Consider the following 16,248-nt stretch of genomic DNA (forward strand, 5'->3'; position numbering starts at 1 on the left):
GTATCTTTACGCGTTAAAAAATTGAAATATTTACAGTGGTAGCACCCTATTCGTTACTAATTCCAAAATATGGCAAACGAAACGATTGAAATTCCGGAACAAGTAGACAAAAGTAATTATTCAGCCGAAAACATTCAAGTTCTTGAGGGTCTGGAGGCGGTGCGGAAGCGTCCCGCAATGTACATTGGTGACATCGGCGTAAAAGGCCTTCACCACCTTATTTGGGAGGTTGTTGACAACTCCATTGACGAAGCGCTGGCGGGGTATTGTGATCGGATTGAGGTAGTGATTAATACCGACAATTCCGTAACGGTGAAGGACAACGGACGGGGAATCCCGACGGGAATCATGTCCAAGGAGAAAAAGTCGGCCCTTGAGGTCGTTATGACCGTACTCCACGCAGGAGGTAAATTTGATAAAGACACCTACAAAGTGTCTGGTGGTTTGCACGGTGTGGGGGTGTCCTGCGTCAACGCGCTGTCTCAATACCTTCGCGTAGAGATTCACCGCGAAGGAAAAATATTCGAACAGGAATATAAAATAGGGAAACCTCTTTATCCCGTTCGGGAGATTGGTGCCGCCGAAGATACGGGTACATTTATTCACTTTTTACCCGATGATACCATCTTCACGGTTTCGGAATATAAATACGAGACCGTTGCCAACCGCATCCGCGAACTATCATTCCTGAACAAAGGAATCACGCTGACGCTTACTGATTTGAGAGATACTGACGAAAACGGTCAGCCCCGCTCCGAAGAATTTCATTCGCAGGGTGGTTTGGTTGAATTTGTGACGTATCTGGACAACACCCGCGACCACCTCATCCCGACCCCCATTTACATGGAAAATGACAAAGGGGCGGTGCCAGTAGAAGTAGCGATGATTTATAACACGTCGTATTCTGAAAATGTGGTTTCTTACGTCAACAACATCAACACCATCGAAGGCGGTACCCACGTATCGGGCTTCCGTATGGCGCTGACAAGGACGCTGAAAAACTACGCCGAAAAGTCGGGAATACTGGCCAAAGAGAAAATTGAAATCAGCGGCGATGACTTCCGCGAAGGTCTGACGGCGGTCATCTCGGTAAAAGTGCAAGAGCCGCAGTTTGAAGGACAAACCAAAACCAAGTTGGGTAACTCCGACGTGGCAGGGGCGGTAAGCCAAGTGGTGAGCGAAATGCTCGACAACTTCTTGCAGGAAAACCCCAAAGAGGCGCGTACCATCGTTGATAAAGTAATCCTCGCCGCCAAAGCCCGTATTGCCGCCCGCAAAGCCCGTGAAATGGTGCAACGCAAAACGGTATTGGGAGGCACAGGCTTACCCGGAAAGTTGGCTGACTGCTCCGAAACTGACCCTGCGGGCTGCGAATTGTACCTCGTGGAAGGGGACTCGGCAGGAGGCTCGGCCAAACAAGGCCGTAACCGTGCTTTTCAGGCCATCTTACCGCTTCGCGGTAAAATCCTGAACGTAGAAAAAGCGCAGGAATACAAAATATACGAAAACGACGAAATCAAAAACATGATTACCGCTTTGGGAGTTGTGTTTGGCAAAGATGGCGACGAGCGCGCCCTCAATATGGACAAGCTCCGCTACCATAAAGTGATCATCATGACCGATGCTGACGTGGACGGAAGCCACATCCGTACGTTGATTTTGACGTTTTTCTTCCGGTACATGAAAGACCTCATTGATAGCGGGTACGTGTACATAGCACAGCCGCCTTTATATCTGGTGAAGAAGGGCAAAGAAGAGCGATACTGCTGGACGGAAACCCAACGCGAACAAGCCGTAATGGAAATTGGCGGAGGTAAAGAAGACAGTGTATACATTCAGCGCTATAAAGGTTTGGGAGAAATGAACCCTGAGCAGCTCTGGGAAACGACCATGGATCCTACGCGCCGCAGTTTGAAGCAGGTGAGCATTGATTCGGCGGCCGAAGCAGACCACCTGTTCTCAATGCTGATGGGCGACGAAGTAGCCCCTCGTCGTGAGTTTATAGAACGTAATGCTAAATATGCGAGAGTGGACGTCTAATTGTTAGTGTTAACAAACCGTTAAATTGAGCCACTCTGCCCCCGGGACGAGTGGCTCAATTGTTTTATAAAGTACCTTTGACCTTATTTCTTTACGTGACCCATGGGATGAATGAAAAGAGAGCTGTTTTTGCAGAAAACGCTCTTTCTGAACAATAATCACCACGTTTACGCATTGAATAAATATATATTCCATTGGTTATCTCAGTTAATAGATTGTTTTAAATTCCGAATTTCTTATGCCTAGTTCTCAGCATTCTAACGATAATCGCAAAAGTGGTTTTTCTTCTTTGTTCTCTTTTATTCGCGACCGTAAAGAAGTGAAAGAAGGGGAAGTTCCTTACGATGGAGATCGCTTTGCCCGCTCGGCCGAACGCCTTAGCCAGACCATTGAGCAAAGCAATTTTATCAGCCGCGACCTTAGCTGGCTACAATTCAATTACCGGGTGTTGGACCAGGCACGCAGTGCCCGTCGGACGGTATTTGAGCGGATGAAATTTCTGGCGATTTCAGATTCAAACCTGGATGAATTTTTTACCATTAGGGTGGGGAGTTTGTACAATTATCTTGACTATGGAAAAGAACGGGTGGATTATTCGGGATTAAGAGAAATACCGTTTCGGAAAGCACTATTTTCGGCCATTCACAAGTTTACACAGGAACAGGACGAGGTTTTTGAAAACGATTTATTACCCCTTTTTGGAGAACAAAAATTAAAAATAGGACGGTGGGATGATTTGGAAGCGCCTGAGCAGGAAGAAGTTGGGAAGTACTTTGACCGTACGATTTATCCGATGCTTACGCCCATGCTGTTTGACTATACGCATACTTTTCCCATTCTGTTGGCCAAAACCCTGATTTTCGCCGTCGTAACTCGGGCTACCGAATCGGTGAAGGAAGATGAAGAAAATCGTAAAATTTCATTTGTTCAGATTCCCGCCAATTTAAAACGTTTGTACACGATTGAACGAAAAAATGGGGAAACGGTATTTATTCCCATTGAAGAAATCATGCGGCATGAGTTGCGGAAACTGTACCGTAATGTCGAGATTTTGGACATGCATTTATTCAGAATCGTGCGAAACGGTGATTTTTCCATTGATGATAACGATGACGTTGAAACTGACTTTTTGGACGAAGTAAAGCAAAAGCTCAAAACGCGTCGGTTGGGGCGAGTGGTACGTATGGAAGTAGAGCCAAATATCTCAGAATGGCTGCTCAATTTATTGAAAAAACGTTGGGAAATAGATGATTATAACGTTTTTACCTGCCGACATCTCTTGGATTTTACTTGTTTGTGGCAAATAATCAAACACCCAGAGTTTGCCGAATTGGTTCCAACCCCGCCCGCACCCGTACCGCCTTTGGGGGTAACTCGCGAAGAGATGGAGGATATTTTTGAAACCATCAAAGAAGGGGATATACTTCTGCACCACCCTTACAATAATTTTGAGCCCGTATTAGAGCTTTTGGAAGAAGCCGCTGACGACCCCAAAGTGTTGGCGATTAAATTGACCATTTATCGTTTGGCCAAAAAATCACGCATCACGGAGGCATTGCTTAAAGCGGCCGAAAACGGCAAACACGTCTCGGTGCTTTTTGAGGTGAAAGCCCGCTTTGACGAAGAAAATAACATGCGAGAAGCCCAGCGCCTGCAAAAAGCGGGGTGCTTCGTTATTTACGGAATCAGCCGTTTCAAAACCCATACCAAACTGCTCCAAATTGTACGGGCCGAAGAACAGGGCGTCATTAGTTATTCACACTTGGCCAGTGGAAATTACAACGAAGAAACGGCCAAGCTATATACGGATATTGGACTTCTGACCTGCGATGAAGTCTACAACCGCGACATCACCGAGTTTTTTAACGTCATCACGGGACATTCTTTGCCCAATGATTACCAATATTTACTCACCGCTCCGCGCGACATGCGCAAGCAAATCATCAAGTTGATTCAGCAAGAAGCTACCAATGCCGCCAACGGTTTAGCGAGTGGTATTTGCTTTAAAATCAATTCGTTGGAAGATAAAACAACCATTGAAGAACTTTACAAAGCCTCACAGGCAGGAGTGCCAATTCGGCTGATTGTACGGGGCATTTGTTGTCTTCGTCCGGGGCGGCAGGGGTTGAGTGAAAACATTACGGTGCGTTCTATCGTGGGTGATTTTCTGGAACACACCCGGATTTTTTATTTCCATAATAACGGAAACCCCAAGATATACGGAGGCAGTGCCGACGCCATGGTGCGCTCCTTTGACCGCCGGATTGAATCCATGTTTGCCTTTGTTAATCCCCGCGTGAAGCAGCAGGCAATCAATATTTTAGACTACAATCTTCGTGATAATGTCAATTCGTACGAGCTATTGGAGGATGGGCATTACGTAAAATGCGCCGAAAAGGGGAACGAAGAATCGTTTGATATTCATAAAGAATTCTTTCACGTAACGTTGGAAGAAGTAATGAAAGCGAAGCTTTTTGCCGAAGCTAAGGCCGAATCAACCGAAAGTTCGACGGTCGAACCAACCATAACCCTTTCTGAATCAGAAGTATGAGAGTTGTTTTAGTCTCGTTATTTTTCGTCTTATTTGGGATTTGTTTTTTGCAGCCAATTCAAGCCCAAACGGAGAAGAAAAAAGCGATTTTTGTTATCGTCGATGGAATTGCGGCGGATGTCATTGAAAAGTCAAAGTTGCCAAATCTGACGTCTATTGCCAAAACGGGAGGCTATACGCGAGCGTACGTAGGCGGCAAAAAAAATACCTATTCTCAAACTCCCACCATCTCGGCGGTGGGGTACAATAGCCTGTTGACGGGAACGTGGGTAAACAAACACAACGTGTGGGACAATAACATCAAAGACCCTAATTATCATTATTGGACTATTTTTCGGTTTTTTGAAGCGCAGTATCCTCACAAGAAAACAGCCGTTTTTTCAACTTGGCTCGACAATCGCACAAAACTAATTGGGGAAGGGTTGCCCCAAACCAACCAATTGCAACTAGACTATTTCTTTGACGGATTTGAATTGGATACGCTTCATTTTCCGCACGATAAAGAAGCCGAATACATCCATCAAATTGACGAAAAAGTGGTTGACGAAGCCACCCTATACCTCCAAAACGAAGCTCCTGACCTTTCGTGGGTTTACTTGGAGTATACCGACGACATGGGGCATAAATTCGGTGACAGCGACCGTTTTACCAACGCCGTTCGGCTAATGGACAACCAGATGGGGCGTTTGTGGAAGGCCATTCAGTACCGTGAGCAGAATTTTGGGGAAGAATGGCAACTGTTTATCACCACCGACCACGGACGCGACGCCGCAAGCGGCAAAAACCACGGAGGACAGTCGGACCGGGAGCGGAGCACTTGGATTGTGACCAATGCCAAAGACCTTAATGCATATTTTCAGGGAAAAACGGGAGCCGAAACGCTGCCTGCCGTGGTGGATATTATGCCATCTATTGCCCGGCATTTGGGCGTTTCGATTCCTAAAATACAGGCATTTGAAGTGGACGGAACCCCTCTGACGGGCAAACTGTCGCTCGTAAATTCAACCTTGAAAAGAGAGGGAAATCAGTTGGAGTTGACGTGGAAAACGGTAGAAAAGGAAGGATCCGTAAAAATATGGTTAACCACCACCAACGAATTTGAGCAAGGTAAGAAAGACCGCTATTTGCTCATGGACGAAGTGCCCGTCGTCAACGAAAAAGCCGTGATAGATATAACAAAAATTCCTTCAAAGTTTTATAAGATTGTATTGGAAGCAAAATACAATGTACAAAATAAGTGGTTGGTGGAATAAATAGACCATTCCAACCTTTGGCTTGATGTCAGCGTCATGGTTTTGGCAGCCTTTTCTTTTGCTGTCTGTACTATTTAAGCAGAATGCGTTGACACAATGAAAAAAATAATTTTGTTCGGACTGGTGGCTTTGATTAATATTCGTTGCCAATCCACTTCAGATGCCTTACTGGCCCCAGAGGCGGCGGGATGTATTTCTGATCAGCCGATTTTAACTGGCAAATGGACGATGACGGAGTTCCGTTATTTTGGGGGCTGTTGTCCCGTTATTGCCGATTCTTCTTGGAAAAAAGCCCCTGAAAATTCGTATTTATTGGAGTTTACGGGTGATGGTCAGCTAAAAGTGACAAATAATCTTTCGGGAACCAACGGCGTAGCGCCAGCATTACCCGCCCGATTAATGACAGATTTTAAGTTTGACGGAAAAGAGATTTCGTTGGGGGAGCAAGTTCTTGGCGGGGTGGCTTGGGAAAACAAAACGCGGGTGGTAAAATTAACCACTAAAGAATTGATACTGGGGATAATCGTGGGCAAAGAAGGTGAAACCAATGAGCGAAAGTTTGTGAGAATTTGCCAATAAAAAACGATTGTATATGGATTGATGTTGGTTATTATAGACAGCAGGGTAGAACAACGATTGAAAAACAAGTAAAACCCGATTCTTAGGTGCTTCCTTAGGTTGTAGAAGGTTTTCTACAACTATTTAGCAAGATTTTTAGGGTATTTTGCTTTACAGTTTGTAGTTTTATGCCTGTAAATTAACTCATCAATTTCATATACTATGGCATTATTTGATTTAGATATGATGCAAAGCCTCTATGCTAAGCTCGGCGAACGAGTAGAGGCTGCTCGTAAAGTGGTAGGCCGTCCGCTTACGTATACAGAAAAAATTCTGTATGCTCACCTTACGCAAGGAGACGCAACCACCGTTTATGAGCGTGGAAAATCATACGTTGATTTTGGTCCCGACCGCGTAGCTATGCAGGATGCAACGGCTCAAATGGCGTTGTTGCAGTTTATGCAGGCGGGTCGTCCTAAAGTAGCGGTTCCTTCAACCGTACACTGTGACCACTTAATTACGGCCCAGGTTGGTTCGTCGGAAGATTTGAGTAAAGCAGTGGTTGAAAATCAGGAAGTATACGATTTCCTTTCTTCTGTTTCCAATAAATACGGCATTGGCTTCTGGAAACCCGGAGCGGGTATCATTCACCAAGTGGTGCTTGAAAACTACGCTTTTCCGGGCGGTATGATGATCGGAACCGACTCACACACCGTAAACGCGGGTGGATTGGGAATGATTGCCATTGGAGTGGGTGGCGCAGACGCTTGCGACGTAATGGCTGGCTTGCCGTGGGAGCTTAAATTTCCTAAATTAATCGGCGTAAAACTAACGGGTAAATTGAGCGGCTGGACGTCGCCAAAAGACGTAATCCTGAAAGTAGCGGGTATTCTGACCGTTAAAGGTGGAACAGGTGCTATTGTGGAATATTTTGGCGAAGGAGCTACTTCGATGTCATGTACTGGTAAAGGAACGATCTGTAACATGGGTGCTGAAATCGGAGCCACGACTTCCACCTTTGCGTACGACGAGTCGATGGAGCGTTACTTGCGTTCAACGGGGCGTGATGCCGTAGCCGACATTGCCAATACGGTGAAAGAACACCTTACGGCAGATGCTGGAGTATACGCTGAACCCGAAAAATATTTTGACCAAGTTATTGAAATCAACCTCAGCGAACTGGAGCCGCATTTGAATGGACCCTTTACGCCTGACTTGGCAACGCCGATTTCAAAAATGAAAGAAGCGGCTTTGGCCAACGGTTGGCCAACCAAAATTGAGGTAGGTTTGATTGGTTCATGCACCAACTCTTCGTACGAAGACATTGCTCGTTCGGCTTCATTGGCGCGTCAGGTAGCGGCCAAACACCTTAAAACCAAAGCTGAATTTACCATCACTCCCGGCTCTGAGCAAGTGCGCTACACGGTAGAAAGAGATGGCTTCTTGGCCACTTTTGACGAAATTGGCGGTAAAGTATTTGCCAATGCCTGCGGTCCCTGCATCGGGATGTGGGCGCGGGTGGGTGCCGAAAAGCAAGAACGCAACACCATCGTTCACTCGTTCAACCGTAACTTCGCCAAACGTGCCGACGGAAATCCAAATACCCTGGCATTCGTAGGTTCGCCTGAATTGGTGACGGCCTTGGCCATTGCGGGTGATTTGACGTTTAACCCCCTGACTGATACCCTCATCAACGAATTGGGAGAAGAAGTAAGACTCGACGACCCAAGCGGAGACGAATTGCCACCACGTGGTTTTGACGTAGAAGATGCTGGCTACCAAGCCCCTGCCGAAGACGGTAGCGGTATTTCAGTAGCAGTTTCGCCGACATCGAATCGTCTTCAATTGCTTGACCCGTTTGCAGCTTGGGAAGGTACCGACCTCAAAGGTTTGAAAGTGTTGATTAAGGCCAAAGGAAAGTGTACTACTGACCACATTTCGATGGCTGGTCCGTGGTTGAAGTACCGCGGTCACTTAGATAATATTTCAAATAACCTTCTGATTGGAGCCGTAAACTTCTTTAACGAGAAAACGGATAACGTTAAAAACCAATTGACGGGTGAGTATGGCCCAGTACCCGCTACCCAACGCGCCTATAAAGCAGCAGGCATCGGTTCAATCGTGGTTGGTGATGAAAACTACGGCGAAGGCTCTTCACGTGAGCACGCGGCCATGGAGCCTCGTCACTTGGGAGTACGTGCGGTATTGGTAAAATCGTTTGCCCGTATCCACGAAACCAACCTGAAAAAACAAGGAATGTTGGGGTTGACTTTTGCTGATAAGTCTGATTATGACAAAATCCAAGAAGATGACAGCGTTGATATTTTAGGATTGACAGATTTCGCTCCTGGAAAGCCGTTGACGTTGGTATTCAACCACGCCGATGGAACCAAGGACGAAGTAGTGGTCAATCATACCTACAACGAGCAACAAATCGAGTGGTTTAAAGCAGGTGCTGCATTGAATATCATTCGTGCACAAGTAGCTGGTAACTAATTCGTTAATCGAAGATAAACCATTGGATAAGCGGGGCAAATGCCCCGCTTATTTTTTTGTTAGTTGGTGAAGTGACGAAATAAAAAAAGCTGCCTCTCGGCAGCTTTTTTGTGAAAAGTCGTTTAAGTCTTTTCTGAAATGTTATTGACGGCTTGCCTTCCAGGCTACAAAGTCAGACATATTTACCTGACCGCGAATTTCTCCGCCTTTGTTAGCAACCGTGTGAAGATTTGCGTAAAATAGACCTGAGAAAAGCAGGTTTTCCTGTTGTTGGTTTAATCCCTCCCATCTACCAGAAATAGGTGATGTGGTTACTGCGCTAAAAGTATGGATAACGCCACCAGTTTCCCAACTGTTTCCGCTGTGGAAGTGACCAGCAGTCGGGGTAAGGCCAGAATACGTAATGGTATAAGTAAGGGTTTTGGTTTCTTTGTTGTAAATCCCTTCCATCCTTCCTGTAGCACTGCTTGTAACAGGGGGAACCTCATTAGCACCGGTCAACGTCGCTTCAAATTTAACTTCAGGATTTGTGTGTGGACCTTCGTCTTTACAGCCAACCATAACGCCTACCGTGAACAGGGCGAAAAAAACGGGTAAAGCTTGCGTCAATCTCTTCATGGAATTTGCTGATTTGTTTGTTTAATTGCAATAATATAGGTTTATCTCAGAATATACAAAAATTTGTGCATAAAAATCCTTCAACGTACCCGCCAAACGTCTAATTTGCGAACGTAAAGCGGCTGTTGGTTCCACCAAATACGAAGCCATTCGTCGGTTTCGCCGATGACCGTTACTTTGTTTCCCTGGGCAATCGACAATGTGACTGGAGCCGCAGAGGAGGGGGCATCCCGCAGGTAAGTTTGGCCTTTGTTGATGATGGCAATCTGGTAAGAATCAGGGAGATTGAGCAGCAAAAGCAGGGCAATCAAGTAGGCAATCACCACAAATTTATGGCGACTTCGGATGGACTCCCCCCTGACTCTTTTTTGATTTAAAGCCCAAAATGCATAAATGGCCACAATCAACAAAAATAAATTGAAGTAGAGGGAGTACTTACGAAAGAAAAGGAAAACAAAACTGAAATCATCCACTTCATAACCCGTCAGGTTGTGATTGGCCGCAATTTCGTTGATTTTGTTTAAGATGTTTTGACGGGGCTGTTTATTATAAATCATGCTTAGATAATAAAGCGCCCGCGCATAGTCGTTTTGCTTTTCGCTGATGAAAGCCAATTTATAATAAATCGGGATGGGAATAGTGGTCGTGTTGACGACCTGCGAAAGGTGTTTTTCGTACAGTACCTTTGCTTCTGCCTGCCGACCGCTCAAAAACAACGAATCAGCCTGCGGTAGGTTTACCTCCTGCGCCCGTACCGACAGCGTGATGATGAGTAAACACACCGATTTCCAACAAGTCGCTAACCATTTTTTGCTCTTCAATTGTTTTTTATCGGTTGATAGATCACTCATTTTCCACGCCACTCTTCCCGTCACTTTAATTATTCAATTTTACAAATCCACCGTCGATTAAATAATCGCATCCTGTAATGAAACCCGCTTCGTCTGAACAAAGGTAAAGGGCCAACGCGGCAATTTCTTTGGGTTTGGCCATTCGTCCAATGGGCTGCGTTTTAGACAGTTTCTCAAACATTTCTTCTTCTTGTCCGGGGTAGTTTTTGGCAATAAAGCCATCGACAAAAGGCGTATGTACGCGGGCAGGAGAGAGGCAATTACAGCGGATATTGTTGTGTAAATAATCTTTGGCCACCGAGAGTGTCATGGCAATGACGGCCCCCTTGCCGGTCGAGTACGCAAAACGATCGGGAATCCCTACAGATGCTGCTACTGAGGCGGTATTCAAAATAACGCCGGCCCCTTTGGACAAGAAATGGGGAATGGTAGCAAAAAGGCAATTGTACATGCCTTTTACATTGACGTCCATGATGCGGTCAAAGTCAGTTTCGGTGGTGGTATGCGCTTTACCGATGTGGGCGATTCCTGCGTTATTGACTAAAATATCAATGGGATGTTGTTGGGAAATGGCATCAATTGTGGCAATAACATCGGCCTGTTTGGAGACATCCAGCCCGTGGGCTTGGGCCTTAAACCCTTCATTTTGGAGTTCAGTGGCCACACTTTGCGCGAGCGCTTCGTTCAGTTCAAGAATATGGACGTGGGCGCCTTGTTGGGCAAAAAGTTGACTGATTGCCAGTCCAATACCACTGGCACCGCCCGTTATGAGGGCTACTTTATCGGTAAGTGAAAACATGAGGTGTAAAATCTTTTTGCTGATAAAAGCGCTAAAGGGCGTAAAATTACCGCGATTTTATAAAATTGAACGTTTTTAACCCTCTAATTTTATAAATGACTAACTTTTGGGGTCCATGAATCCAAACAGTGTTTAAAATCGTATATGTACCAATTATTCAAAATCGTATCTTTAACCACTAAATAAGTTTCTTTTGAAGAAATAAGGCCAATTAGGTAGTATTGTTTTTATTAAATTTCTAAAAAAGATGCGTAAGTATACATTAGCATTAGCAGGCTGGTTGATTGTAGCCTTGGGAGGGTGTAAATTATCAGAAGTTACTCCAGCCATTGAAGAGGAAGTGACCGGATATAAAGAGTATTTCAATCAAGCTTACGGTGCAGATCCAGTTCAAAAATGCGATATATATGCCCCTGTGACAACGGGAGAGCGCCCTTCGGAAGTATTGATATTGTTGCACGGAGGCGCGTGGGGGTCCGGAGATAAGTCGTTTCTGATTCCCAGCGTGATGGGACTCAAAGGTCGAAACAAAAATTTAACCATCGTCAATGCCAATTATCGTCTTACGAGTAGTAAAGGCATTCGGTTGGAACAGCAAATGGCAGACATCCAATTATTGGTTGAGTATTTGCGGAAAAATGCCGATAAGTATAACATCACCCAAGAGGGGTTTGTGATTGGCGGGGTGAGCGCGGGTGGACATTTGGCCTTAAACTATGCCTATTCCAATTTTTCTGGTGTAAAGCTCAAAGGAGTGGTGGGCATTGCGGCCCCAACCGACCTAACTTCCGAGCCGCTCCGGGAAGCGGGGCTCGAACTCCCAATTCAACAATTAATCGGGAAAACCTTCTCAGATTCGCCCGAAGAATACCAAAAAGCAAGCCCTTTCTTTATTGTTAATCACAAAGCCCCACCGCTTACGATGCTCTTTTATGGCGGCAAAGACCGGGTGGTTCCCAAAGAACAGGGTGAAATTCTTTGCTTTAAACTCAACCTTCTGCGTCTAAAATACCGCTACTATTTTTATCCAGAAGAAACCCACGATTTTACGGCAGACCTGCTGATTGACAAGATACTGAGTATTTATTGAAACCTTACTTAATGACGGTCATCGTTCCTTTGAAGGTACGATCGGTAAATTTCAGGCCGTAATAATATTGTCCCGTGGGCACACCTTCGGCGCACCATTTGAATTTGCGGTCGGTAGAAGTGAAAATAAGTTTCCCCCAACGGCTGTAAATATCAACCTGCAAAAACTGCGGCCCGCAGGTGGCGACGGAAAGACTTTCCAAAAAGAAACAATCGTTTTTGCCATCGTTGTTGGGGGTAATCACGTTCGGAATGTTTTTGTCAAGACTTTCAATGCTGGGCAAGTCACCAAATCGTAACACTACCGCTACCGTATCGGTTTTTATGGGGCCGCAACTGTTGTCTTCCGTAATGAAGTTGAGGGTTAATTCTTTGCCCGACAGCTCGGTGTATTGGGCGCAGGTAGGCTCCCATTCAAAGCGTGAAGCCAAGCGGGGCACGCCCGTTTTATCACTAAACTTCATCCCGTACTGGGCAAGCGTAAAACCTTTGGGTTGGGCATATAGCTTGAGTTGGTCGGTCTTGTCGAGGTCATCACCAAACACGTCAAATCCTAAGACTTCGGCATCTACTGAAGGTAGCGGCACATCAATGGGTTGTCGGCCCGTCAAACTCGTCGACACATCGGGGGCGTTGTTGGGCTTGGCGGTGGATTGCAGTCGTACACTGACGGTATCTTTTACTTGCTTATTACAGGCCACATCCGTGACGATAAAGTCAACGATATACTCTCGATTGGTGGCGTTACAAGGTGGAGTCCAAGTAAAAGGCTGCGTTACGCTTCCCTTGCCTGTGGCGTTGCTAAAGGTCATCCCCGCTGCTGTTAGCTGAAAATCCCGCCCTTTGGCTTCCAAGACCAAATCATCATTGTCGAGGTCAATGCCCGTTACTTTGAAATTAAGGGTAGTGCCTTGCGGAATGGTGGCGCGGTTGTTGCTCAAATCGGTGGTTACGTCGGGATTATTGTTGGTCGAGCCTTCGATAAAAACCCGAATTCGTAAGGTATCGGTTAGGGGTTGCGGACAGCCGTCATCGCTCACAATCACCTCCAAAATAACAGGTTGGTTATTTCGGCTTTCCACGCATTTTTCAAAACAAATCTGTGCTTTTAGGGTATCAGTTGCGGAAGTGGTAATAAAAGAAACGGGGTTGGCAACGACCGACTTGTCGTCAAAGTTAATACCTACGGTTTTGATGGACAGCCTTTGGTTAGGGTCACCGTCGGTCAGCATGATGTCTAGGCATTTAGCCTGATCTTTTTTGATGGTTAGGGTTTCTCCTTCTTTGTAAAAGGCTCTTTTGCCCGTTTCGCGATAGAGGGCTACGGGCGTTCGGTTGAGGGGACAGTCGACGGCTTTCAGCTGAAACTCCCGCCGCGTTGCACCAATTTTTACCCCTTTGCGGTATTCTTCTACCAGCACCGCAAATACGTACAGCCCCGCTTGGTCGGCGGTGACGCTCAGTACGCCTGTTTGGCGGTTGATGGTTAACGGTCGTGGACCAGGAATCATGTTTTGGTTGGTGATACCCGGAGCCCAGTTTACTTCGGGGTAGCTGCTGGCTCCGCGCGCAATTGGCTCCGGATTGTTGGGGCCAGCGTACCCCGCCCAGGGCTTGGAAAGGGAATAAACGAGGCTGTCGCCATCGGCATCGGTGCCGCTAAAATCGAAAACAAAAGGGCGATTCAGGCAGATGTAATCCCCTTTTAGCTCACCGAACTTGGGAGATGAATTGACGTAGGGAAGATTATCTTGGACCAACGCGGGGAACTCCGTGTAAAAAGTCTCTCCTGTGCTGGCTGGATTTGTGATGTTGGTGATGATGTTATTACGGCAACAGCGTTCCCACACGATGTAATAGCCCTTTGGGTCGTTGAAATTTTGGGTATTAATAACGATTTCGGAAGAATATCGGAGCAGTAATGTCCGTAAATCAGTATTGGCATTGCTACATGTAGGGTTGGTGTAATTAATGAGCTTGCGGGCGGTTTGTGGAAGTTCAATATTACCCATGGGCGCGTTGTCTGATTTACGGTAAAAATACAGAATTACCGTGGATGTTTCGGCACCAGTACGACCGTTGGCTTGGTCAAAATAAAAATTAAGTCCAATGTAAAAACGGTTGGCTGAACGGTTGGTTGGATAAAATTCAATTTCGCCTCCCACAATATGCGACGCCCACGAAGTGAGCGGAAAAAGCACCAATATCCACAATGCGCGAAGTAGAATTTTTTTCATAAGGTTTTAGGGCTTAACTTCTCGTTGTATTTTTGCCGAATTGTTTCAAACTCTTACGCAAAAAAACACCGTTGCGTTGCTTGATGAGTAGAAAGGAATCAATGTAAAGATTTATGGATAACGTAACGAATCAAATTGGATGAAAAATTACAAAAAAAATAGACAAGTCGTATCTAATTTACTCATTGAAGATTTTGCATCCGAAGGAAAATGCATTGGAAAGCTAGAAGGCGCGGTTGTTTTTGTGGAAGGCAACGTGGCTCCTGGCGATGTAGTTGATGTTGAAATTCTAAGTTTTAAGAAAAAAAAGTTCTACGAAGCACGGGTTATCAAAACGCATTCATTGTCGGATAAGCGAACTGAGCCGTTTTGTGAATACTTCGGCACCTGCGGAGGCTGTAAGTGGCAGCACATTGGCTATAAAGAACAACTTCAATTTAAGTGGCAGCAGGTCAGCGACCACCTACACCGCATCGCCAAGGTACCACTTCCTGAAATTGAGCCGATTTTCCCCTCTGAGAAGACCACTTTTTACCGTAATAAACTGGAGTATACTTTTTCGAATTTGCGTTGGTTTACCAACGAAGAAATTGCGAAGGGTGTTGAACTAGAACGCAATGCGCTGGGGTTTCACATTCCCAAACGGTTTGACCGTATTTTGGACATTGAAAAATGCTTTCTTCAACCCGACCCTTCCAACGATATTCGCAACCAACTGCGGACGTTTGCGCTTTCGAAAGGGTTTCGTTTTTATGACCAAAAACACAATGTAGGATTTGTACGTAATGTCATTATCCGAACTGCAAATACGGGCGACGTGATGGTGATTGTGCAGTTTGCGGAGCCGAATCAGGAAGATATTGACGTGACAATGGCTTTCGTGGCCGAAACTTTCCCGCAAATCACTTCGCTACAATACATCATCAATACCAAAGGCAACGATTCTTACTACGACCAAACGGCCATTCTCTACGCTGGTAAACCGTACATTGAAGAACAGATGGAAGGCCTGACGTTTAGGGTTGGCCCCAAATCTTTTTATCAAACCAACTCCGACCAAGCGTATGAATTGTACAAAATCGCGCGGGATTTTGCGCAGTTGACGGGCAATGAGCACGTGTATGACTTGTACACAGGCACGGGCACCATCGCCAATTTTGTGGCGCGGCAGGCCAAGGCCGTGATAGGGGTAGAGTACGTTCCTGAGGCCATTGAAGATGCCAAAATAAATTCAGCCATCAATGGCATTGAGAACACGCGCTTTTATGCGGGCGACATGAAAAACGTGTTGAACGAAGAATTTGTGGCCCAAAACGGCCACCCCGATGTCGTCATTACTGACCCGCCGCGCGCGGGTATGGACGAGCCAGTAGTGCGGACCTTGCTGAATATGGAGCCGACCAAAATCGTGTACGTAAGCTGTAACTCCGCCACACAGGCGCGCGATTTGGCGTGGTTGGACGAGAAATACACCGTGCAGCGCGTACGCCCCGTCGATATGTTTCCGCATACACATCACGTGGAGAATGTGGTGGTGTTGGAAAGGAAGTAGCCGCGTTAGTCACTCGCATCTTCCGTACTACCTTATTGTTACCTCATTCCTAAGAATTTTAGTTACTGTAAAAAATTTGTGCAAAGTATAGGTCAACCTCCCATAGAACACGGATTGTACGGATTTGACAGATATACACGGAGGAGAAAGCAAGGAATATTGAAAGTAACTAAAAATATGACCCCCGAAATCCAAAGTCGTGTG

Annotated in this window: 11 protein-coding genes; 7 read left to right on the forward strand and 4 right to left on the reverse strand. The window is 45.9% G+C overall.

Annotation, left to right across the window (positions count from 1 at the left end; all coding sequences use genetic code 11):
* Positions 1–69: 69 nt before the first annotated feature.
* From gyrB to DVG78_RS02625, 5 genes are all read left to right on the forward strand, one after another.
* A complete protein-coding gene (gene gyrB, locus DVG78_RS02605; protein ID WP_114459489.1) occupies positions 70–2,040 on the forward strand; it encodes a DNA topoisomerase (ATP-hydrolyzing) subunit B in 1,971 nt (656 codons plus the stop codon).
* Positions 2,041–2,278: 238 nt separating this feature from the next.
* Positions 2,279–4,591: a polyphosphate kinase 1 gene (gene ppk1 / locus DVG78_RS02610; RefSeq protein WP_114459490.1), complete on the forward strand. Its 2,313-nt coding sequence runs from the start codon at positions 2,279–2,281 to the stop codon at positions 4,589–4,591.
* A complete protein-coding gene (locus DVG78_RS02615) occupies positions 4,588–5,844 on the forward strand; it encodes an alkaline phosphatase family protein (RefSeq protein WP_114459491.1) in 1,257 nt (418 codons plus the stop codon). Before ppk1 ends, DVG78_RS02615 begins: the two co-directional genes overlap by 4 nt.
* Before the next feature lie 96 nt (positions 5,845–5,940).
* Positions 5,941–6,423 (forward strand): hypothetical protein, encoded by a 483-nt coding sequence (locus tag DVG78_RS02620; RefSeq protein ID WP_114459492.1) that lies wholly within the window; start codon positions 5,941–5,943, stop codon positions 6,421–6,423.
* A gap of 201 nt (positions 6,424–6,624) precedes the next feature.
* The gene (locus DVG78_RS02625; protein ID WP_114459493.1) at positions 6,625–8,898 is read left to right on the forward strand and encodes an aconitate hydratase; all 2,274 of its coding nucleotides are present in this window, start codon (positions 6,625–6,627) and stop codon (positions 8,896–8,898) included.
* 141 nt (positions 8,899–9,039) lie between these two features.
* Here DVG78_RS02625 and DVG78_RS02630 read toward each other — a convergent pair whose 3' ends face one another.
* From DVG78_RS02630 to DVG78_RS02640, 3 genes are all read right to left on the reverse strand, one after another.
* Entirely contained in the window at positions 9,040–9,516 is a 477-nt protein-coding gene (locus tag DVG78_RS02630; RefSeq protein WP_114459494.1) for a CHRD domain-containing protein, read from the reverse strand.
* An 80-nt stretch (positions 9,517–9,596) separates the two neighbouring features.
* Positions 9,597–10,367 carry an SH3 domain-containing protein gene (locus tag DVG78_RS02635; RefSeq protein WP_147276969.1) on the reverse strand — a complete coding sequence of 257 codons (771 nt, stop codon included), beginning with the start codon at positions 10,365–10,367 and terminating at the stop codon, positions 9,597–9,599.
* A gap of 25 nt (positions 10,368–10,392) precedes the next feature.
* Complete coding sequence (locus DVG78_RS02640) at positions 10,393–11,166, reverse strand: SDR family NAD(P)-dependent oxidoreductase (RefSeq protein WP_114459496.1); 774 nt, start codon at positions 11,164–11,166, stop codon at positions 10,393–10,395.
* Between the two features lie 247 nt (positions 11,167–11,413).
* Here DVG78_RS02640 and DVG78_RS02645 point away from each other — a divergent pair, with 247 nt between their 5' ends.
* The gene (locus tag DVG78_RS02645) at positions 11,414–12,256 is read left to right on the forward strand and encodes an alpha/beta hydrolase (RefSeq protein ID WP_114459497.1); all 843 of its coding nucleotides are present in this window, start codon (positions 11,414–11,416) and stop codon (positions 12,254–12,256) included.
* Between the two features lie 4 nt (positions 12,257–12,260).
* On the opposite strand, the gene DVG78_RS02650 is transcribed toward DVG78_RS02645, so the two are convergent.
* On the reverse strand, positions 12,261–14,492 hold the full coding sequence (locus DVG78_RS02650) for a T9SS type B sorting domain-containing protein (protein ID WP_114459498.1): 2,232 nt from the start codon (positions 14,490–14,492) through the stop codon (positions 12,261–12,263).
* Positions 14,493–14,631: 139 nt separating this feature from the next.
* Between DVG78_RS02650 and rlmD the strand changes: the two genes are divergently transcribed.
* Positions 14,632–16,044, forward strand: a complete 1,413-nt coding sequence (gene rlmD, locus DVG78_RS02655; protein ID WP_114459499.1) for a 23S rRNA (uracil(1939)-C(5))-methyltransferase RlmD — start codon at positions 14,632–14,634, stop codon at positions 16,042–16,044.
* Positions 16,045–16,248 lie beyond the last annotated feature (204 nt).

Origin of the sequence: Runella aurantiaca (genome assembly GCF_003339505.1) — a bacterium.
GTDB lineage: Bacteria > Bacteroidota > Bacteroidia > Cytophagales > Spirosomataceae > Runella > Runella aurantiaca.